The organism is Streptomyces sp. NBC_00344, assembly GCF_036088315.1.
In the GTDB taxonomy this organism is placed as follows: domain Bacteria; phylum Actinomycetota; class Actinomycetes; order Streptomycetales; family Streptomycetaceae; genus Streptomyces.
In genome coordinates this window covers 5,873,899-5,893,625 of sequence record NZ_CP107996.1, presented here as the reverse complement: position 1 = coordinate 5,893,625, position 19,727 = coordinate 5,873,899, and the positions used below count along the sequence as shown (strand labels likewise).

Annotated in this window: 20 protein-coding genes and 7 tRNA genes; 12 read left to right on the top strand and 15 right to left on the bottom strand. The window is 71.5% G+C overall.

Going from position 1 to position 19,727, the window contains the following annotated elements; all coding sequences use genetic code 11:
* Positions 1–17: 17 nt before the first annotated feature.
* Entirely contained in the window at positions 18–686 is a 669-nt protein-coding gene (locus OHS16_RS26720; protein WP_328539795.1) for a potassium channel family protein, read from the top strand.
* Between the two features lie 34 nt (positions 687–720).
* On the opposite strand, the gene thrS is transcribed toward OHS16_RS26720, so the two are convergent.
* The 3 genes from thrS to OHS16_RS26705 all read right to left on the bottom strand — a co-directional run bounded on the left by thrS (position 721) and on the right by OHS16_RS26705 (position 4,607).
* Complete coding sequence (gene thrS / locus OHS16_RS26715) at positions 721–2,697, bottom strand: threonine--tRNA ligase (RefSeq protein WP_328539794.1); 1,977 nt, start codon at positions 2,695–2,697, stop codon at positions 721–723.
* A gap of 120 nt (positions 2,698–2,817) precedes the next feature.
* Positions 2,818–4,041, bottom strand: a complete 1,224-nt coding sequence (locus OHS16_RS26710; RefSeq protein ID WP_328539793.1) for a hypothetical protein — start codon at positions 4,039–4,041, stop codon at positions 2,818–2,820.
* The gene (locus tag OHS16_RS26705; protein ID WP_328539792.1) at positions 4,041–4,607 is read right to left on the bottom strand and encodes a DUF4365 domain-containing protein; all 567 of its coding nucleotides are present in this window, start codon (positions 4,605–4,607) and stop codon (positions 4,041–4,043) included. Before OHS16_RS26705 ends, OHS16_RS26710 begins: the two co-directional genes overlap by 1 nt.
* Positions 4,608–4,780: 173 nt before the next feature.
* Here OHS16_RS26705 and OHS16_RS26700 point away from each other — a divergent pair, with 173 nt between their 5' ends.
* Positions 4,781–5,506 carry a 3'-5' exonuclease gene (locus tag OHS16_RS26700; protein WP_328539791.1) on the top strand — a complete coding sequence of 242 codons (726 nt, stop codon included), beginning with the start codon at positions 4,781–4,783 and terminating at the stop codon, positions 5,504–5,506.
* A gap of 73 nt (positions 5,507–5,579) precedes the next feature.
* On the opposite strand, the gene OHS16_RS26695 is transcribed toward OHS16_RS26700, so the two are convergent.
* Positions 5,580–5,651, bottom strand: a tRNA-Val gene (locus OHS16_RS26695).
* 151 nt (positions 5,652–5,802) lie between these two features.
* Between OHS16_RS26695 and OHS16_RS26690 the strand changes: the two genes are divergently transcribed.
* Positions 5,803–8,178, top strand: a complete 2,376-nt coding sequence (locus OHS16_RS26690; RefSeq protein ID WP_328539790.1) for an SCO7613 C-terminal domain-containing membrane protein — start codon at positions 5,803–5,805, stop codon at positions 8,176–8,178.
* Positions 8,179–8,285: 107 nt separating this feature from the next.
* Here OHS16_RS26690 and OHS16_RS26685 read toward each other — a convergent pair.
* Both OHS16_RS26685 and OHS16_RS26680 read right to left on the bottom strand, forming a co-directional pair.
* Positions 8,286–8,357, bottom strand: a tRNA-Val gene (locus tag OHS16_RS26685).
* 52 nt (positions 8,358–8,409) lie between these two features.
* Positions 8,410–8,823 (bottom strand): TIGR02611 family protein, encoded by a 414-nt coding sequence (locus tag OHS16_RS26680; RefSeq protein WP_328539789.1) that lies wholly within the window; start codon positions 8,821–8,823, stop codon positions 8,410–8,412.
* A 211-nt stretch (positions 8,824–9,034) separates the two neighbouring features.
* Between OHS16_RS26680 and OHS16_RS26675 the strand changes: the two genes are divergently transcribed.
* Positions 9,035–9,448, top strand: coding sequence for an SsgA family sporulation/cell division regulator (locus OHS16_RS26675; protein ID WP_003959770.1), 414 nt, complete (start codon positions 9,035–9,037; stop codon positions 9,446–9,448).
* A 224-nt stretch (positions 9,449–9,672) separates the two neighbouring features.
* Positions 9,673–10,233, top strand: coding sequence for a CGNR zinc finger domain-containing protein (locus OHS16_RS26670; protein ID WP_328539788.1), 561 nt, complete (start codon positions 9,673–9,675; stop codon positions 10,231–10,233).
* A gap of 9 nt (positions 10,234–10,242) precedes the next feature.
* Here the strand turns inward: OHS16_RS26670 and OHS16_RS26665 are convergent, their stop codons facing one another.
* The gene (locus tag OHS16_RS26665; protein WP_328539787.1) at positions 10,243–10,401 is read right to left on the bottom strand and encodes a hypothetical protein; all 159 of its coding nucleotides are present in this window, start codon (positions 10,399–10,401) and stop codon (positions 10,243–10,245) included.
* A gap of 223 nt (positions 10,402–10,624) precedes the next feature.
* Positions 10,625–11,065, bottom strand: a complete 441-nt coding sequence (locus tag OHS16_RS26660; RefSeq protein ID WP_328539786.1) for a hypothetical protein — start codon at positions 11,063–11,065, stop codon at positions 10,625–10,627.
* A gap of 152 nt (positions 11,066–11,217) precedes the next feature.
* On the opposite strand from OHS16_RS26660, the gene OHS16_RS26655 reads away from it, so the two are divergent.
* Positions 11,218–11,727: a DsbA family protein gene (locus tag OHS16_RS26655; protein ID WP_328539785.1), complete on the top strand. Its 510-nt coding sequence runs from the start codon at positions 11,218–11,220 to the stop codon at positions 11,725–11,727.
* Positions 11,728–11,742: 15 nt separating this feature from the next.
* Here OHS16_RS26655 and OHS16_RS26650 read toward each other — a convergent pair whose 3' ends face one another.
* The 3 genes from OHS16_RS26650 to OHS16_RS26640 form a co-directional block, all read right to left on the bottom strand.
* Complete coding sequence (locus OHS16_RS26650) at positions 11,743–12,582, bottom strand: GNAT family N-acetyltransferase (protein WP_328539784.1); 840 nt, start codon at positions 12,580–12,582, stop codon at positions 11,743–11,745.
* 95 nt (positions 12,583–12,677) lie between these two features.
* The gene (locus OHS16_RS26645; RefSeq protein ID WP_328539783.1) at positions 12,678–13,499 is read right to left on the bottom strand and encodes an aminotransferase class IV; all 822 of its coding nucleotides are present in this window, start codon (positions 13,497–13,499) and stop codon (positions 12,678–12,680) included.
* Positions 13,496–14,554: a chorismate-binding protein gene (locus OHS16_RS26640; RefSeq protein ID WP_328539782.1), complete on the bottom strand. Its 1,059-nt coding sequence runs from the start codon at positions 14,552–14,554 to the stop codon at positions 13,496–13,498. The genes OHS16_RS26645 and OHS16_RS26640 overlap by 4 nt, the downstream gene beginning before the upstream one ends.
* Before the next feature lie 143 nt (positions 14,555–14,697).
* Here OHS16_RS26640 and OHS16_RS26635 point away from each other — a divergent pair.
* From OHS16_RS26635 to OHS16_RS26615, 5 genes are all read left to right on the top strand, one after another.
* Positions 14,698–14,770: transfer RNA gene (locus tag OHS16_RS26635), tRNA-Gly, on the top strand.
* Positions 14,771–14,807: 37 nt separating this feature from the next.
* Positions 14,808–14,881, top strand: a tRNA-Cys gene (locus OHS16_RS26630).
* 1 nt (position 14,882) lies between these two features.
* Positions 14,883–14,954 (top strand) — tRNA-Val (locus tag OHS16_RS26625).
* A gap of 32 nt (positions 14,955–14,986) precedes the next feature.
* A tRNA-Val gene (locus tag OHS16_RS26620) sits at positions 14,987–15,058 on the top strand.
* Positions 15,059–15,101: 43 nt separating this feature from the next.
* Positions 15,102–15,173, top strand: a tRNA-Val gene (locus OHS16_RS26615).
* A gap of 56 nt (positions 15,174–15,229) precedes the next feature.
* Here the strand turns inward: OHS16_RS26615 and OHS16_RS26610 are convergent.
* From OHS16_RS26610 to OHS16_RS26600, 3 genes are all read right to left on the bottom strand, one after another.
* The gene (locus tag OHS16_RS26610; RefSeq protein WP_328539781.1) at positions 15,230–15,532 is read right to left on the bottom strand and encodes a TFIIB-type zinc ribbon-containing protein; all 303 of its coding nucleotides are present in this window, start codon (positions 15,530–15,532) and stop codon (positions 15,230–15,232) included.
* A 40-nt stretch (positions 15,533–15,572) separates the two neighbouring features.
* Positions 15,573–16,541, bottom strand: coding sequence for a phosphotransferase family protein (locus OHS16_RS26605; RefSeq protein WP_328539780.1), 969 nt, complete (start codon positions 16,539–16,541; stop codon positions 15,573–15,575).
* Positions 16,542–16,740: 199 nt separating this feature from the next.
* Entirely contained in the window at positions 16,741–16,947 is a 207-nt protein-coding gene (locus tag OHS16_RS26600; RefSeq protein ID WP_328539779.1) for a hypothetical protein, read from the bottom strand.
* A 689-nt stretch (positions 16,948–17,636) separates the two neighbouring features.
* Between OHS16_RS26600 and OHS16_RS26595 the strand changes: the two genes are divergently transcribed.
* Positions 17,637–18,821 (top strand): serine/threonine-protein kinase, encoded by a 1,185-nt coding sequence (locus tag OHS16_RS26595; RefSeq protein WP_328540997.1) that lies wholly within the window; start codon positions 17,637–17,639, stop codon positions 18,819–18,821.
* Between the two features lie 68 nt (positions 18,822–18,889).
* Here the strand turns inward: OHS16_RS26595 and OHS16_RS26590 are convergent, their stop codons facing one another.
* Positions 18,890–19,708, bottom strand: coding sequence for a TrmH family RNA methyltransferase (locus OHS16_RS26590; protein ID WP_328539778.1), 819 nt, complete (start codon positions 19,706–19,708; stop codon positions 18,890–18,892).
* Between the last annotated feature and the right edge of the window lie 19 nt (positions 19,709–19,727).

The following is a 19,727-nucleotide window of genomic DNA, read 5'->3' as shown; positions in this document are numbered from 1 at the left end:
GCGGCAATGCTGGGCCGATGGACGTCAAGGAGGCCGCTGAGCGCCTGCCCCGCTGGGAGGCACGCACGGAGGTGCCGCTGTTCGCTGCCTCCGTGCTCTTCCTGGCCTGTTACGCGGTCCTTGTGCTGGCCCAGAGGGCCGATGCGCTGCTGCGCGACGTCGCACTGGCCTTGGCGCTGGCCACCTGGGTGGTCTTCGCCGCGGACTACGCGATCCGGCTCGTACTGAGCGGACAGGGCCTGCGCTTCCCCCGCTCGCACTGGCTGGACACGCTGGTACTGGTACTGCCGCTGCTGCGGCCTCTGCGCATGGTGAAGGTGTACAGCGCCGTACAGCAGCGGCGGGCCCGGCCGCGGCTGAGCCTGCAGGCCAGGGTGATGGCCTATGCGAGTCTGTCTGCCGTGCTGCTCGGCTTCGCCGCCGCTCTCGCCGTCTACAGCAGCGAACGCTCCGCGCCGGACGCCACCATCCGCACCTTCGGGGACTCGGTGTGGTGGGCGGCCGCGACGCTGTCCACGGTCGGCTACGGGGATGTGGCCCCGGTGACGGGACTCGGACGGCTGATCGCGGTGGGACTGATGGCGTGCGGCATCGCCCTGCTGGGCGCGGTGACCGGTGCGTTCTCGTCCTGGGTGCTCGACGTGTTCACCCGCGGGGACGAGAACGGGCCCCCGGGGAGCCGCTGAGGCTCTCCCGGGGGCCTCGGCCCCTGCATACGGATCAGACCTGGACGCGGTCCTCGACGGCCCGGGCGATCTTGGCAATCGCCTCGTCGCGGGCGATGCCGTTCTCCTGTGAGCCGTCGCGGTATCGGAACGACACCGTGCCGGCGTTCATGTCCTCGTCACCAACGATGATCATGAACGGAACCTTCTGCTTCTGCTGGTTCCTGATCTTCTTCTGCATCCGGTCGGACGACGCGTCCACGTCGACCCGGAGCCCCTGCTTCCGCGCCTCGGCCGCGAACTCCTGGAGATACGGGATGTGGGCGTCGCCGATGGGGATGCCGACCGCCTGCACGGGCGCCAGCCAGGCCGGGAACGCGCCCGCGTAGTGCTCGAGAAGCACCGCGAAGAATCGCTCGATGGAGCCGAACAGGGCACGGTGGATCATGACCGGGCGCTGCTTGCTGCCGTCGGGGCCGGTGTACTCCAGGTTGAAGCGCTCCGGCAGGTTGAAGTCCAGCTGCACCGTCGACATCTGCCAGGTACGGCCGATGGCGTCCTTGGCCTGGACCGAGATCTTCGGGCCGTAGAAGGCGGCGCCCCCGGGGTCCGGGACCAGCGGAAGACCCTGCTTCTCGGCCACCTGACGCAGGGTCTCGGTGGCCTCTTCCCAGATCTCGTCCGAGCCGACGAACTTCTCCGGGTCCTTGGTGGACAGCTCCAGGTAGAAGTCGTTCAGACCGTAGTCGCGCAGCAGCCCGAGGACGAAGGTGAGCGTCTTGTCGAGCTCGTCCGCCATCTGCTCCTTGGTGCAGTAGATGTGCGCGTCGTCCTGGGTGAAGCCGCGGGCCCTGGTCAGGCCGTGCACGACGCCTGATTTCTCGTAGCGGTACACGGTCCCGAACTCGAAGAGGCGCAGCGGCAGTTCACGGTAGGACCGGCCACGCGCGTCGAAGATCAGGTTGTGCATCGGGCAGTTCATGGGCTTGAGGTAGTAGTCCGTGCCCTCGTCGAGCTGCATGGGCGGGTACATGCCGTCGGCGTACCAGTCCAGGTGCCCCGACGTCTCGAACAGCTTCCCCTTGGTGGCGTGCGGGGTGTAGACGAACTCGTACCCCTCCTCCTCGTGGCGCTTGCGCGAGTAGTCCTCCATGACCCGGCGGATGATGCCACCCCTGGGGTGGAAGACCGCGAGGCCCGAGCCGATCTGCTCGGGGATGGAGAAGAGGTCCAGCTCGCTGCCGAGCTTGCGGTGGTCGCGCTTCTCGGCCTCCGCCAGGAACTCCAGATGCGCCTTCAGCTCATCCTTCGACGGCCACGCAGTGCCGTAGATACGCTGGAGCATCGGGTTCTTCTCGCTGCCGCGCCAGTAGGCCGCGGCGTTGCGCATCAGCTTGAACGCCGGGATGTTCCGGGTGGTGGGCAGGTGCGGACCGCGGCAGAGGTCCTTCCAGCACAGTTCACCGGTCTTGGCGTCGATGTTGTCGTAGATCGTGAGCTCGCCCCCGCCCACCTCGACGTCCGCGCCGTCGTCGGTGGATGCCGAGCCCTTGATCCCGATGAGCTCCAGCTTGTACGGCTCGGCGGCCAGCTCCTCGCGGGCGGCCTCGTCGCTCACCACCCGGCGCGAGAATCGCTGGCCGCGCTTCTGGATCTCCTGCATCTTCTTCTCGATGGCCTTGAGGTCATCGGGTGTGAAGGGGCGTTCGACATCGAAGTCGTAGTAGAAACCGTCCTTGACCGGCGGCCCGATGCCCAGCTTCGCGTCCGGAAACAGCTCCTGCACGGCCTGCGCCATCACATGCGCGGTGGAGTGGCGCAGAATGTTGAGGCCGTCCTCGGACGAGATCTCCACCGGCTCGACCTCGTCGCCCTCGGCCACGGCGTATCCGAGGTCCTTCAGCTCGCCGGCCACCCGGGCCGCCACGACGGTGCGCTCACCGGTGAAGAGCTCGGCTGCCGTAGTGCCCGTCGTCACCACGCGCTCTTCCCGCTCGGAATCGCGTTGGATGACCACACGGACGTCTGACACCGGTCTCTCCTGACTCAGGGGGTGCGACAGCGGAACACTGCGCGCCTGAATCGTACCGAGCCCGGGGAGCCCAATGCGAAACGGTTTGGCCCGGGCCGGGGCCGGGCGGCCTTCGCGCGGTCAGAGATCCCCGGTGCAGGCCTCCTCGAAGAAGTCGAGGTTCTCCTGGAGGGCCTTCATCAGCCGGTCCCGCTCCGTCTCGTCCACGCGCACCGGGGTCACTCCGTCGGCGCCCGTCAGCCTGCGGAATCCACCCCGGCTCTCCAGCCTGCCGTACACGCGGATCGGCAGTCCGACCAGATGCGCGTGGCCCGCGATCCGGTACGCCTCCTCGTCGAGCACCATCCGGACGTGCGAGACCTCGACCCCGGCCAGCACCCGCAGCCGGACCGTGCCCGGGCCGCCCGGCGAGGAGCGCCGCATCCGCACCACCGCGCCGGTGATCCGCACCGGAAGCGAGGGCTCGTCCTTCAGATAGTGCGCGCCCGCCTGGCGCAGGGCCGGCAGATCGCCCGGCGAGAACTCGACCGGTTCGGGCCGCGCGGCGCAGCCGTCGGGCACTCCGGCGGCAGGTGACCAGGCAAGAGTGATCCGGGCCCCTTCGGTGCCCCGTACCAGCGCGATCACCGCCTCGGTCAGTTCACGGCTCACACCCGCCTGCACCGCGGTGCCGAAGGCCTCCATCCCGCCGGTCGCCCGCTGGTAGTCGACGGCCTCCCTGGCCGCGTGCAGTGCGTGGTGCAGCCGTACGACGGCGGCGCGGCCCGGCTCCACCGGTACGAACGCGGTCAGCCCGCGCCCGTCCGATGCGGGGCCCCCGAGTACGCCTTCCAGCAGGGAGCGGGCCTGCCGGCGGTGCCGGTCGCCGTAGTACCCGGCACGGCCTCTGGCCGACAGCGCACCGGCCAGCAGCATCTGGCTCGCCGCCGACCGCAGCTGCTCCTGGACGGTCCAGGGGGCGACGCCGGCCAGGCCCTCCGCCGTCTCCCGTGACCAGCGGATCTCGTCGCTGGGCGCGGAGAGGGCGACCAGCACCTCGCGGGCCGAGGGCGCGGCGCAGCGGGCCAGCGCGATGAGCGCCTCGGCCAACAGGTCCTCGCTGTCCGGAAAGGCGCGGCTCTCCGGAACGAGCACGCTGGTGCCGCGGCCGGCCGGGCCGGGCGGCGTCCAACGCGCGTAACGACCCGCGGCCCCGCCGCGGCGCCGCCAGCCGTGCCGGTCGAGCAGTGCGCCGAGCACCGCCGGGTCGACCCTGGAAGGGTCCGGCCCCTCGCTGCCGTCCCACACTCCCGGGGCATCGACCGGGTGGGGGCGTACCGGCTCATGGATCGGGCGGTGCTGCATCAGGGTCTCCCTCCGGCCCCGACACGGGTCATGATCTCGCAGAGCGCTCGGTCGTCGAATATCCGCGAGGTCGGGATCCGCACGGTGGTCCTTCGCCTGCCCGTCACGGGGTGGCCTGCCAGGTTGGTCCAGTAACAGCAGTGCCGCAGATCGAGCCGTTCGTGTCCGGCCCGCAGCCAGTCGTCCTGAGTCCGCGGCACCAGCATCACGACCAGGATCTTGTGCACCGACACGGGGGTGCGGGCCAGCTTCACCAGATGGGCGTTGTCGAGCGTGAAGGAGAAGGCCGCGCCCGGCGGGTGCGGGGCTATCTGATAAGTGCACTTGAGCTGCACCTTGATCGTCACTTCGTCGTCAACGGTGTGTCCGGCGGCGCCGTGGCTGACGTGCCAGTCGATGCCGTTGTCCGGAAAGGGCTGGGAGAGCGAGCAGCCCGAAGCCGCCGCCACCGCGTGGAGATACCCCACTTGAAAGGTCTCCATGCAGGCGGTGGTGGCGAGCGAGCCGCGCAGCGGCGCGAACCGCTCGGGTGCCAGATCGCCCCGTTCGGGCTGCGCGAGCGCCATGAGTGTGGTGTGCCTTCCGGAAATGTGCCGACCGGTTTCCTGGTGGCGGACCGTCAATGTCCCGGCCCGTCACCTGTGTTGTCTCCGGTCGGCGTATGTCGCAAACAGCCGGGTATCACCGAATCGGGCAGATGTCGCACGCCATCCGCCAAGTGAGTGCGAGGAGTTGGGACATGCCGTGCTGGTACGAGGGGCCACTGGCCGCATTTGACACCGAGACAACCGGCGTGGACGTCGAGGGGGACCGCATCGTTTCGGCCGCCCTGGTGGTCCAGGACGCGGCCGGCGGCCGGCCGCGCATCACCCGCTGGCTGGTGAATCCGGGCATCCCGGTGCCCGCCGGCGCCACCGAGATACACGGTCTCACCGACCTGCATCTGCAGCGCAACGGCCGGTGGCCGTCGCCGGTGGTCGCCGAGATAGCCAAGGCGCTGGCCGAGCAGTGCGCCGCGGGGCGCCCGCTGGTCGTGATGAACGCGCCCTTCGATCTGACGCTGCTGGACCGTGAGTTGCGCCGCCATCGCGCCTCGTCACTCGACCGGTATCTGGGCGAGTCCCCGCTGCGTGTACTGGACCCCAGGGTGCTGGACAAGCACCTGGACCGTTACCGCAAGGGCCGCCGCACCCTGACCGATCTGTGTGAGCAGTACGAGGTGGTGCTGGACGGCGCACACGACGCGGCGGCCGACGCAACCGCCGCCCTCGAACTCGTCCGGGCGATCGGGCGCCGGTACGCCGGCCGGCTGGAACGGCTGACCGCCACCGAGCTCCACGCCCTGCAGGCGGGCTGGCACGCGGCGCAGGCCCGTGGCCTGCAGGCCTGGTTCGCCAGACAGGGCACCCCCGAGGCGGTGGATCCTTCCTGGCCGCTGCGGCCCGAGCTGACCGCGGCAGCCTGACCGCGGCCGTGCGGGCCTCCCAAGGCCCCATGAAAAAAGGCCGGTCCGTCGATGACGGACCGGCCCTTCCCGGTGGGCGATACTGGGTTCGAACCAGTGACCTCTTCGGTGTGAACGAAGCGCTCTCCCACTGAGCTAATCGCCCGGGAACGGACTGAACCATACAGGGCGCGCCGGGCATCCTTCAAACCCTTACGGGCAGCTCGGGGCGGGTCGGACGGCACCAGGTACTCAGTACCGATCTGAGTATCCGAGCGCCTGTGCACCGGGTGTGTCCCGGGCCACACTCAGCGGTCATGGAGAACCTTCCGCCACCCGCGCAGGAGCTGGTGCTTCTGGACCGCGAGCTGGCACAACTCGACGCCCGGCGATCCCAGTTGCTGACCCGCAGGGCCTGGCTCCTCGCCGCACTGCGTTCCGCGCCGGTCCAGCCACAGGGCAGCCACCAGACCCCGCCCGGCCGGCACGCACCGCTGCCGGAGACCTCCCCGCCCAGTGCGCAGAACGTACTGCTCGCCCTCGGTGGGGTACTGCTGACCATCGCTGCGATCGCCTTCACCGTGGTGAGTTGGGGTCATCTGGGCATCGGCGGCCGGGCCACTGTGCTCGGCGCCCTCACCGCGGCGGCGCTGGCGGCCCCGCCGGTCCTGCTTCGCCGCGGACTGGTTTCGACGGCCGAGTCCGTGGCGGGCACCGGCCTGGCGCTGACGGTTCTCGACACCTACGCACTGCACCAGTTCGCGGCCCGGGACAGCGGAGCGGCGGCCTTCGCCGCGGGCTCGGCGGCAGTTCTCGCGCTGCTCTGGGCGGGGTACGGCACAGCGCTCGGAAGGCTGCGGCTCCCGCTGCCCGCCGCGCTGGTCGCGGCGCAGCTGCCGCTGCTGCTGTGGGCGTCGTCGGCCGGCGGCGGTGCCCTGACGACCGGTTGGGCCCTGCTGGCGACCGCGTCGTTCGACGTGGCGGTCCTGCTGGGGCACAAGGACAAGATGATCCGGGTCATCGCCTGCGCCGGCGCTTCCGGGACCGGCGGAGCCGCGCTGCTCACGGCCTGCGGGCCGGCGCTGTCCGCGGACACCGCGGGGGCCGCGGCAGCGCCCGGGGCGCTTCTGCTGGCCGGTGCGGCCGTCGCACTGTCCGCATCGTGGCGGCTGCGCTCGACCGCCGCGGCGGTCGTGGCGGGACTGGCGGCGGTCGCGGCGGCCGGCGGGGTGGTGCGCACCGCGGTTGCCGACGAGTGGGCTCCTGTCGTGCCTCTGGTGTGCGCGATCGGCCTGCTGGCGGTGGTGCGTACCCGGGTGCCCCGTCCTGTCGTACGTGGCGTCGTGGCCGCGTCCTGCGGGGTTCAGGCAGCGGTGGCGCTCTGGGCGCTGCCGCCGGTCGTTGTTGCCGTTCTGGCTCCGGTGGCCCGGCTGGACAGGGTCTGGGCGGGTGCGCCCGGTTCCCTCCGCCTTCCCTGGCCCGCTCTCCCCGCGGCACCGGCGGCCCTGCTCCTGATCGCGGCGGTCCTGACGGTGGCGCAGGCGTCGGCGAGTGCGATGGCTCGGTGGCGCACCGAGGCCGTCTGCGGCGCGCTCGTCCTGGGCTGGGGGGCCGTGCTCGTCCTTCCCGCCGCCGCTTCGCTGCCCTGGCCGGCAGCCGTCACGCTGTACACCGCGCTGACCGTGGCGGCCCTGGCCGCCTCGGTACGCCTGAGCGCGGCGGCCGGCGCCGGCGCGCCGGCCGTGACCGCGCTGGGCTGTGCGCTGGCGGGGGCGTTCGCGGTCTCGATGGCGGCGACGGAGGAGGAGTCCGCCACCTTCGCTGTTCTCGCCGTGCTGCTCGTGGCCTTCGCCGGCGCGGCCGCCGCTCCGGCGGCGCTTGCGATACGGACCGTTACGGCGTGCGCGGCCGTGGTGTACGCGACCGGGCTGGCCGGCGCCTCGGGTGCCGCGCTCGGACTTCCCCCACACCGGACGGCGTTGCTGGTCCTGGCGGTGCCCGCCGTGGTGGCCGGCCTGGCCGCCCGGCTGCGCCGCCACCCGCTGGCGCTGCCGGCGGAGACCGCCGCGGCGGCGGCCGGCCTGGTCGCCGTGGCACTCGCGGCCGGTGACACGGCCTCGCTGGCACTGGTGCTCGCTCTGGGCGCAGTGATCACCGCGGGCACCGCGGTGCGGCCGGAACGGCGGGCGGTGGGCTTCGCGGCCCCCGTCCTGTTCGTACTGGCGACCTGGGTGCGCCTCGCGGACTCCGGTGTCACCGTCCCCGAGGCGTACACCCTGCCCGTCACCGTCCCCGCCCTGGCCGTCGGCCTGCTGCGCCGCCGCAGCGATCCGCAGGCCTCGTCCTGGACCGCCTACGGCCCCGGGCTGTCGGCGACACTGCTGCCGAGTCTCTTCGCGGCCTGGGGCGACACCCACTGGCTGCGGCCGCTGCTGCTGGGCGCGGCGGCGCTGGGTGTCACCCTGACGGGTGCGCGGCTGCGGCTCCAGGCGCCGCTCGCGCTGGGCGGCGCGGTGCTCGCGCTGGACGCCGTGCACGAGCTGGCCCCGTACCTTGTGCAGGTGGCCGGCGCACTCCCCCGCTGGCTGCCGCCGGCCCTCGCCGGGATGCTGCTGCTGGCGGTCGGCGCGACCTACGAACAGCGGCTGCGCGACGCGCGCCGGCTCCGGGACCGGCTGGCGCGCATGAACTGATCAGCCGGGTGTCCCGGCCGGTGACATGCCGGGCCGGCCACCCGGAACGGCTGGGGACAGACCGATGGCCCGGAGGTCTGAGACCTCCGGGCCATCGGTCCGGACGGTGGGCGATACTGGGTTCGAACCAGTGACCTCTTCGGTGTGAACGAAGCGCTCTCCCACTGAGCTAATCGCCCGGGTGCGACGCAAACATTACCGCATCAGCGGAGGCGCCCCCGACCACCCGCGTCACCGGCCGGTCTTCCACGGCATGACGAAACCGAACTGCCTGACATAGATCACGAGCAGGGCGGCCACGACCACCAGGGCGATCGACGCCAGGACGATGTTCCGCCGCCGCACCCGTGGATCGAGAGCCTTCTGCGCGGCTTCGGTGACCTTCCGCTTCGTCCAGCGCAGCACCAGCTGCGCCCAGACGAATTCCGTCGCCCAGACCGCCATGCCCCCGAAGATCACCAGCCAGCCGGGGCCCGGCAGGGGCAGCATGACGATGCCCGCGGCCACCACGGCGAGCCCGACCAGGAAGACGCCGGCCTGCCAGCTCAGGTGGAGGGCCCTGGACGCCCTGATGAACTCCGGCGCCCTGGAACCGAGTCCTGCGGCGGAGGCAGCCTCGTCCCGCCCGTCACTCTCCGTACTCATGCGGCCAACCTACCGGATCGTTCGGAGCCGACCACGGCTCCGAACCGTGTCACTGCAATGGAGTAATGGCACAAAGTCACATTCAGCCGTACGAGGGACCTGAAGGGCCACAAAACGGACAGAGGGGTTTACAACGGCACCGTAGGTGGCATGTCGATTTCGCCGACGTGCGAATCCCCGAGCGCACACTGAGCGAAAGGCCCTGGCGCTTATGAACACCACGGTCAGCTGCGAGCTGCACCTGCGCCTCGTTGTGTCGAGCGAGTCATCACTGCCTGTACCCGCGGGCCTGCGGTATGACACGGCCGATCCGTATGCCGTGCATGCCACCTTCCATACCGGAGCCGAAGAGACCGTGGAGTGGGTCTTCGCCCGCGATCTCCTGGCCGAGGGCCTGCACAGGCCCACCGGCACCGGCGACGTCCGAGTCTGGCCGTCACGCAGCCACGGTCAGGGCGTCGTCTGCATCGCCCTGAGCTCTCCGGAGGGAGAAGCCCTGCTCGAAGCCCCAGCGAGGGCACTGGAGTCGTTCCTCAAGCGGACCGACGCCGCCGTGCCACCCGGTACGGAACACCGTCACTTCGATCTCGACACGGAGCTCTCGCACATCCTGGCCGAAAGCTGAGCCGGGCTGCGAGACGCACGGTGCCGTCCGACTCGGGGCGACGGCACCGCGCAGACAACCTCATACGGCACACGCCGGGCGCCGTTCCCGCGGAATCCACCGCCGGGGCGGCGTCCGGCGCTTCCCGGCGTACCCGGCACGCGCACTTCGTGCCGCTCCGGCCGAGCGGCTAGAGTCGGCGACCATCGGCGGGCGCCGGCCCGCCGCCGGCCAGGGAGTGCACGGTGCTGATCCCCCACGACACCCGGATCGCCCTCGACGCGGTGGTCGGTCTGGTGAATACCGCCCCGGAGGGCAGTGGAGACACCGATCCCCTTGCCGGCATCGAAGCGCTGTACGCGTTTGTGCAGCGGTACTCGGTCAGCGGGGTGGGCGACCTCACCGAGCGCGACCGCACAGCCGTACTGCAGGTCAGGGACCGGTTCGCCGACGTCTTCGCGGCTGCCGACGCCCGCACGGCGGCCGCGCTGGTCAACCAGCTCGTCGCCTCCGCCGGCACCACCCCGCAGCTCACCGATCACGACGGCTACGACTGGCATGTCCATTACTTCGCGCCCGGAGCCTCGGTCGCCGACCACCTGGCCGCCGACGGAGGCATGGCTCTGGCCTTCATCGTGGTGGCAGGCGAACAGGAACGGCTGCGCCGCTGCGAGGCGCCGGACTGCGGGCACGCCTTCGTGGATCTGTCACGGAATCGCTCCCGGCGCTACTGCGACAGCCGCACCTGCGGCAACCGGCTCCATGTCGCCGCCTACCGGGCACGGCGCAAGGCCGCGACGGGCTGACACCTCGCCTCACAGCAGGAACAGATCATGCACGGCCGCCATCAGCAGCAGAGCGCCGATCACCCCGAGAAAGATCATGAGGGGCGGTTGGGAGAGCGCGAAGAGACAGCCACGCGGCTCGGGGGCAGGGGTGGGGACGGTGACATCGTCCCGGGAGGTATCCAGCATCTCGGCCCGATGATGACTCAGCGGCCCTGATTTCGCTGGCCAACACGCATATGTTCGTGGGGAGTTCGCTGGGGCCCGCCGGGGCGCGGACACCTGTGCGCCGACGGAACGTGAGTGCGGCCCCCGGCACCTGCGACGGCAGCCGCAGCCGTGCCCACGAACCCGGCCGACCCCGGCCGGCGCCGGGAGGTCCGGCCCGGCGGGGGCGCCTGCGGTCGTCCGTTCAGATGCCGTGCTTCTTCAGGATCGCCTCCACGTCCGAGAAGTCCTCCGGGGCCGCCGCGGCCTTGGGCTTCGCCTGCGGCTGCGGCGCCTCGGCGCGTCCGGACAGCGAGGGCGCGGACGCCGCGGGAGCGACCGCTTCACGCTGTGCGTCCCTGGCTGCCTTGCGTCCCTTGCGGGTACGGCCCGAACGCCGCTCGACGGCCCTGGTGAAGGCGAAGAGCAGCCAGGCGGTCCCCAGCAGGACGAAGCCGAGCCAGATGGACGGTTTGAAGGCGATGTCGGACACCCAGCCGATCACACCGGTGAGCACCAGCCCGACAGGCACCAGGGAGTACGCGGCGATGCGCGTGGCCGACAGGAAGCGCTTGCGGTACGCCGTGATCGCGGCGATGCCCAGCCCTGCCGCGGACACCGCGGAACAGATGGTCTCGGCAATCATCCGTCTCCTCCTGCCGTGAAGTATTTCCTCCATCCTGCACCTGACCGGGGTGCACAATCCACGATCGGGTCCGACCTCAGGGAGATCTCGGGGGGCGGCTCCTCCTCAGGTCCCGGTCGGACCCCGCCCGGCGAGGCTGGGAGACTGGGGGCATGAGCGACTCCTCTCCCGTCCGCCCCGTCGTCCTCGACGTCTGGTGCGAGCTCCAGTGCCCCGACTGCCGCGGCGCCCTCGACGACCTGCACGCGCTGCGTGCCCGCTACGGCGACCGGCTCGAGCTGCGTCTGCGGCACTTCCCCCTCGACAAGCACAAGCACGCCTATGCCGCCGCCCAGGCCGCGGAGGAGGCGTTCGAGCAGGGGCAGGGCTGGGCCTACACCGAGGCGGTTCTCGCCCGCACCGAGCAGCTCGCGTCGCAGGGTGAGCCGCTGCTGCTCGACACCGCCCGCGAACTCGGCCTCGACGCCGAGGAGTTCGACACCATGCTGATCGACGGGCGGCACATGCTGGTCGTCGACGCCGACCAGGCCGAGGGCAGAGCGATCGGGGTCACCGGCACTCCGACGTATGTCATCGGCGGAGAGCGGCTGGACGGCGGGAAGAGCCGGCAGGGGCTGCGGGAGCGTGTCGAGGAGATCGCCGACCGGCTGCTCACCGGCTGACGTCCGGACCTGCGCTCAGAGCAGCCGCTTCGCGCAGTGACGCTCGACCGTGCGGTACCCGAGAGACTCGTACAGCCGGAGGGCCGGGGCGTTCCCGGCGAAGACGTTCAGTCTGATCAGCCGTGACCCGGCCGCGATTGCCTCGCGCTCGGCCAGCAGCATCAGCGAACGGCCGTGGCCCCGCCCCCGGTGCTCCTCGGCCACCTCCACCTTGAGGACGAGGGTGCCGCGCCTGCCCGGGAGCACCTCGGCCTCCGAGACCCAGACATGGCCGACCACGCCTCCGTCGGCGACCAGCACATCGATCACCGTGCCGGCGGTGGCGAGCCCCTCGGGGAGCCTTCTGCGGTGGTCGGCCTCGGCTCTGGCGCGGGCATCGGCCTCCGCCACCCCGAGGTCGGTCCAGACCTGCGCGTGGTCGCTCACTGCGGCAGTCCGCCACTGTCCGTACTCATCCTCGCGCATGCCCCGGCCCCCGACACCGGCGGGCAGCTCGGGAGGCCGCAGCGGCAGCTCCTTGAGCATGTGGCTGCTGCGTTCGACGTAGCCGAGCGCGGCGGCCATCCGCAGAGCGCCGGGTGCCCCGGCCGGTACGCAGACACGCACATGGGTGCAGCCCCAGCCGCGCAGCACCTCCTCGGCGGCGAGCGCCGCGACCGTCCCCCGTCCGCGTCCGCGGTCCGGTTCATCGATCCGCAGTCCGCCGACGACACCCCAGGACGGCCCGAATGCGTCGTCCGTGCGCAGATCGACGACGCCCACCGGACGGCCGTTCACGCACACCTCGTAGGAGCGTGACTTCGCGCCTTCGGCGCTTTGCTGAAGCGGCCCGGCCGGCCGCAGAGTCGTGGTCATCAGGGGAGTTGTACCCGCGTAACCGCCGGCGTCATCCCCGTTCACCGCACCGGGCCGCCCCGCCGCCTCACACCGTCCGCATCCCGATTCCGGGTCTACGGATCCAGGTCGCCGGCCGCGCGCTCGTCCCAGATCCGCATGGCCTTCGCGGTGACCGGGCCCGGTGCGTCGGCGAGTTCACGGCCGTCGACGCGGTGCACGGCCTGCACATCGCGGAGCGTCGAGGTCAGGAAGATCTCGTCGGCACGCCGCAGTACGTCCAGCGGCAGATCGCTCTCACGTGCGCCGGCCCATTCGATGGCCAGGGCACGGGTGATGCCCGCGAGACAGCCGGAAGCCAGCGGCGGGGTGTGCAATTCCCCGTCGACGACGACGAAGACGTTCGACCCGGTGCCCTCGCAGAGCCGGCCGCCGGTGTTGGCGAACAGCGCCTCGGTGGCGCCATCGGCGTGTGCCCTGGCGAGCGCGACGACGTTCTCGGCGTACGAGGTGGTCTTGAGCCCGGCCACCGCGCTGCGTTCATTACGCGTCCAGGGCACGGTGACAGCGGCGGTGGTGTCGGGCCTGCGAGTGGTCTCACCGAGCGCCGCCACCAGCGTGGGGCCGGCGTCACCGCGTTCCGAGCCGAGTGGGGAGAAGCCACCGGTGTAGGTGATCCGCAGCCGGCCCAGCGGCATCGGATTGGCCTCGAGCACCGCCGCGCAGGCCCGCCGCACCTCGTCGTGATCGGGGTCGGGCAGACCGAGCCCCCGGGCCGAGCGGGTCAGCCGTTCGAGGTGCCGGGTCAGCGCGAACGTGCGCCCATCCGTCGCCTTGACCGTCTCGAAGATGCCGTCGCCCACGGTCAGCCCGTGGTCGAAGACGGATACCAGCGCTGTGTCGGCGTCCCGAAGGCCGCCGTTGACCCAGATCTTCATGGAGTGGTCCTTCCGGTCGGCACTTTCGCTGCCGACGCTATCGCGAGCAGCCGGGACGCCTTGAGCTCGGTCTCCTCCCATTCCCCCTCGGGGTCGGAACCCCAGGTGATGCCGGCGCCCGCTCCGAAACGCAGCACCGGGCCGCCCCCGGCCGTGCGGTCGATCCAGAACGTACGGATACCCACCGCCAGTTCCGCGGTGCCACGGTCGGCATCCACCCAGCCGATGCCGCCGCAGTAGGGGCCGCGCCGCGCCGTCTCCAGCTCCTCGATGACGCGCAGGGCGCTCGCCTTGGGCGCTCCGGTCACCGAGCCCGGGGGGAAGGCGGCAGCCAGGAGTTCGGGCCACCCGGCACCTTCGGCCAGCTCGCCGCGGACCGTGGAGACCAGATGCACCAGACCGGGATAGGGCTCGATCCCGCAGAGCTGCGGAACGGTGACCGATCCGGTGGCGCAGACCCGGCCGAGGTCGTTGCGCACCAGGTCCACGATCATCACGTTCTCCGCGTAGTCCTTCGCCAGCAGCGCTTCGGGGGTGCGTGCGGTCCCCTTGATGGGGCCCGACTCGACGGTCCGGCCGGACCGTCGGAGAAAGAGCTCGGGGGAAGCTGTGGCCGTCTCCACGCCGTGCGCGGGCAGCCGAATCGTTCCGGCAAATGCGCCGGGATTCCCCAGAGCCAGCAGTGAGGTCAGCGCGTCGATGTCCGCGTCGGCCGGCTCCGGCAGCGGCGCGGAGAGCACCCTGCAGAGGTTGACCTGGTAGACGTCGCCGGCCGCGACATGATCGCGGATGCGCCGCACGCCGTCGACATACGCGGCGTGGTCGAGCGAGGACGTCCAGTCACCGGCGGCGGGCCCGCGCCAGCGTCCCGGGACCGCGGGGGGCACCGGTTCGGTACGTACGTCGGCGAACCTGGCGCAGACCAGCCGGCCGTCGAAGTCCGCGGTCACCGCCCAGAAACCGGACGAGTCAAGGGCTGCGGGGTCACTGGTGACATCGCGCAGGTCGGAGGCGACCCGGCCGCCGAAGCGGGCCAAAGGAGCGAGGTGGAGCACGGTTACGAGTCTAGGACCCGCCACCGCCGGACGACTCCGCAGCGAACGCACCGCAGCACGCTGCGGAAACGCGTTTTTGTACTGGCCCGGGAATCCGCTAGAGTTCACCACGTCGCCGGGACGCGCGAGTGGCCCGGAAACAAGCGGACGTAGCTCAGTTGGTAGAGCGCAACCTTGCCAAGGTTGAGGTCGCCAGTTCGAACCTGGTCGTCCGCTCGCAGGACGGGGGATCCACCCGAACCCCCGCACTCCTGGTGGAGTGGCCGAGAGGCGAGGCAACGGCCTGCAAAGCCGTCTACACGGGTTCAAATCCCGTCTCCACCTCCAAGGACGATTAGCTCAGCGGGAGAGCGCTTCCCTGACACGGAAGAGGTCACTGGTTCAATCCCAGTATCGTCCACTGGATCCCCGCTTCGGCTGGGTGTCCGTCCCGCGCGATTAGCTCAGCGGGAGAGCGCTTCCCTGACACGGAAGAGGTCACTGGTTCAATCCCAGTATCGCGCACGCAGTACGCAGTAAGGATTTCCACCGTTCCACGCACGGTCCCGCGCGATTAGCTCAGCGGGAGAGCGCTTCCCTGACACGGAAGAGGTCACTGGTTCAATCCCAGTATCGCGCACACACCCCGGAGCCCCCGGCCGTTCCCTCGGCCGGGGGCTCCGTCGTTCCTCCCGGTCAGGAGGAGAAGAGCATGTGGCCGAAGCCCTTGTTGTGATGGCCGTGGTGGCCGCCGTGGTGACCGCCGTAATGGCCGCCGCCGTGCTGCGGCGCACCCCAGGCAGGGGCCTGCTGGGCGGGGTAGCCCTGCGGCGCGGGTGGCGCGGGCGGGGCCTGCTGTCCCCACTGCGACTCCAGACGGGTCAGTGACTCGAGCTCCCCGTAGTCGAGAAAGATCCCCCGGCAGCCGCTGCACTGTTCGATCTGGACGCCACTGCGGTTGTACGTGTGCATCGGTGCGTGGCACTTGGGACACTGCATGCTCGGCTCAACTCCTCGCCTCGGTTCAGGTGTGTTCACCCTACGATGACGCCTCACACGTCAACTCGGGCGGGAGGGCGGCAATCCGGGCACAGGAATCCAGCATGACCTGCTCGGCCTCGTCCAGCGGCCGGCTCTCCGCGGCGGACTTCGCCAGGGCCAGGGCCGCGGTCTGCACGGTCAGCGCCCGTGCGGGTACGTCGAGTTCGGGCCACGGGTCGCCTCCGGCACGCACCGCGGGGCCGCCCGCGGCACGATAGGCGCCCAGGAAACGTGTCCAGACAAGCGGCGGCAGCAGTCCTGCCGCGTACCAGGCCGCGGGACGGGCCAGGTCCCAGGCGGCGTCGCCGACGCCCAGGTCGTCGATGTCGATCAGCAGCCACGGCCCCTGGGGCACGGGATGTCTGACGAGCTGACCCAGATGCAGATCGCCGTGACAGAGCCGGCCGCCGCGTGCCGGTGGCGCGGCAGTCTCGCCGCGGGCCCATCCGGGAAGACACCGCCAGGCCCGCTCCACGGGTCCCGTCAGGGCCCGGTCGGGCTGTGCAGTGCGCATACGAGCCAGGGCGCGGGCCACTTTGGCGGGGCCGCGCATCGGGGGCAGCGGCCCGTGGAGCAGGCCCGGGGCGACCGCGTGCAGCCGGGCGAGGAGGGTGGCCGCCTCCTCCCATGGCGCGGCGCCCGGGTCTGCGGGATCCACCGGGGTGCCGTAGGGCCACGCGGTCACCGCTCTGGGGCCCGCCGGGGACGGGCGGGTCAGCGGGGGCAGCAGGATGCCGGCCAGCAGCGGGTGGGCGGCGACCTCCACCCGTACCGCCAGGGCCGACCGGTCGGTGTCGGCGGCGTGCGCCTTCGCCACGGCGCCGCCGTGCCGGACCACGGCGCCGTCCGGGCGGTCGGCGAGGACGGTGGCATCCCCTTCGCAGTCGCCGCACGAGGAGAGCCCCGGCGGATGTGCGGCACCTCCGGCAGCGGCTGCGAGCGTCTGGACGAGAGCGGATGCGGTCACGGTCTCCCCCGGTCGGTGCGGACCTTCTCTCCGGGGAGCGTACGGGGCCCGGACCCGGCCCGTGGGTCCGGACAGCGCGATGTCCGGCCAGCTCCCCAGCTGACCGGACAAACGCTGCCGTCCGCCGCACCCCCGTCCCCACGGGGTTGTTGGCCGGATGTCCCTGGCCCGGACCGCTCTCCCGGGCCCGGGGCGCCGCTCAGCGCCCCAGCATCACGCCCACGGACGACGCCTGTGTGACCACTGCCTGCCAGCCTCCGAAGGCGAACATCAGCAGGGCCGCGACGGGGAGAACCATGGCCGCCGCCACCAGGGGGTGGCGGGTCCCGGGCCGGCGGACGCCGAACGCGGCGAATGCCCTGCGCCCCTGCGTGCGGACGATCGTCCGCGATGCCGTGTCCGTCATGATCCTTCTCCTGTCGAGTCGGCGAGCGGCGAGTGCTGGCCTCGGGGGACGAGTGCTTCACCCGCCGCTCGACCTCAAATCTAGGCCGCACCGCGGCACCGGTCGTCATGCCCGCGTACCGATTGCCGGGCCTCCAGGAGGATGAGCCGCCGCGTGTCGGTCTACTCCCCTGGGTGGAGACTCCGCATCCGGGTCCCGGGGTCATCCCCGAGAGAACGCTCATCCTGGCGCGGGAAATCCTCGTCGGTGCCGGTCGCCCGGCCGCGGTGCGCACCACGGCCCCCGTGGACCGGGCCGGTCCACGCCGCTGGGCACGACGCGCCATCCCCGGGGCGTTCGGACCGTGCGGAGAAGTGACATAGCTCACTCCTGACACCCGTTCGTGGGCCGCGTCCACCACCCCGCCCCCCGCCCGGCCTGCCACCAGGCGGCAGGCACGAGAGGCCGGTCCCGGGCCCTCGGCTGTCCCCGGCGGGCCGCCCTCCGCGTCCCCAAGGCCCCTTCTTCTGAAGAGGCTTGGGATTTCACCCGGGTCAGCAGGCCCGCGTCCGCGCCCCGCTGACCCCGCTTCACCTTTTCCTGTCCGGCACTGACAATCGATCGGGCCGTGAGGGCGCGGCCTATGAGCACACCGGCCCGCGGGTACGTAAGCTGTGCCTCGTCAGACGGACCGGGCAGCGGGGATGGACATGGCGATGATGCGGCTCCGGCGCGAGGATCCGCGTGTCGTCGGCTCGTTCAGACTTCACCGGCGGCTCGGCGCGGGCGGCATGGGGGTGGTGTACCTGGGCTCCGACCGGCGTGGGCAGCGGGTGGCGCTCAAGGTCATCCGGCCGGATCTCGCCGAGGACCAGGAGTTCCGTTCGCGTTTCGCACGCGAGGTGTCGGCCGCACGGCGGATCAGGGGCGGCTGCACGGCCCGGCTGGTCGCCGCCGACCTGGAGGCCGAGCGCCCCTGGTTCGCCACCCAGTACGTCCCCGGTCCCTCGCTGCACGACAAGGTGGCGGACGAGGGGCCGCTCTCGGCCGCGGAGGTGGCCTCCATCGGGGCAGCGCTCTCCGAGGGCCTGGTCGCGGTGCACGAGGCGGGGGTCGTACACCGCGATCTCAAGCCGTCGAACATCCTGCTCTCGCCCAAGGGCCCCCGGATCATCGACTTCGGGATCGCCTGGGCCACCGGGGCCAGCACACTCACCCATGTCGGGACCGCGGTCGGGTCCCCCGGCTTCCTCGCACCCGAGCAGGTGCGAGGCGCCATGGTCACGCCCGCCACCGACGTGTTCGCGCTGGGCGCCACTCTGGCCTACGCCGCAACGGCGGACTCGCCTTTCGGACACGGCAGTTCCGAGGTGATGCTCTATCGCGTCGTGCACGAGGAACCCCATCTGTACGAGGTGCACGACGCCCTCGCACCGCTGGTGAGGGCCTGCCTCGCCAAGGACCCCGAGGACCGGCCGAGCACCCTCCAACTCTCCATGCGCCTCAAGGAGATCGCGGCCCGCGAGGCACAGGGTCTCCCCGAGAGCCGGCCGCCCGCGCAGCGCCGCGCGGCCGAGGCGGACCGGCCCACCGGGCGGCTCGCCGGACCGTACACGGAGCAGCAGACCCAGCGCCGCGCGGAGGGCGCGCCCACACCGCGGCCACAGGCCTCGCGCTCCTCGTCCCCGCGGAGCGGCGCCCGCCCCGCGGCGCGCGGTACGAGCCGCTCCAACGGCCGGACGAACAGCCGTCCTGGCACCAGGCCCGGCACCCGTCCGACATCGGCGGGACGGCGGCCGGGGCCCAGCCCGCGGATGATGCGGCAGAGGCTGATCGTGTTCGTCGTGGTGACGCTGATCGTTCTGGTCGGGATCGCCGCGGCGCAGCAGTTCTGAGCTGGGCACCCGTCAGTCCCGCGGCGCTGTCGGTCAGTCCCGCGGCTTGCGGCGGCCCACGCCGTCCGTCAGTCCTGCGGGCGGCCCGTCGCCACCGCGTAGAACGCCACGGCGGCGGCCGCTCCCACGTTCAGCGAGTCCACACCGTGTGCCATCGGAATGCGTACCCATGCGTCGGCGGCGACCAGGGCCCGGGTGGAGAGGCCCTCCCCTTCGGCACCCAGCATCAGAGCGACCCGGTCGAGCCGGTGGGGGGCGGCCTCCTCGATGGCCGTCGCTTTCACGTCCGGGGTGAGCGCCAGCAGTCTGAAGCCCGCCTCGCGTACGGTCTCCAGGCCCTTGGGCCAGGTGTCCAGACGCGCGTAGGGAACGGCGAAGACCGCGCCCATCGAGACCTTGACCGAACGACGGTAGAGCGGGTCGGCGCAGTCCGGCGAGAGCAGTACCGCGTCCATGCCGAGCGCCGCCGCGCTGCGGAAGATGGCGCCGATGTTGGTGTGGTCGTTGACCGATTCCAGGACGGCGATGCGCCGGGCCGTCCCGAGCAGGTCGTCGGAGCCCGGCAGCGGCTTGCGCTGCATCGAGGCGAGGGCTCCACGGTGGACGTGATAGCCGGTCACCCGCTCCGCCAGATCGGGGCTCACCGCGTAGACCGGGGCCGTCATTTCGTCGATGACGTCGCGCATCACCTCGACCCATTTGGCCGACAGCAGCATGGAGCGCATCTCGTACCCGGCCAGCCCGGCACGCCGGATGACCTTCTCGCCCTCGGCGATGAACAGGCCCTCGGCCGGCTCACGTCTGCGGCGCAGTTCGACGTCGGTCAGGCCGGTGTAGTCCCGCAGACGGGGGTCTTCCGGATCATCGACGGTGATGAGTTCAGCCACAGGGTGATACTGCCTTGTC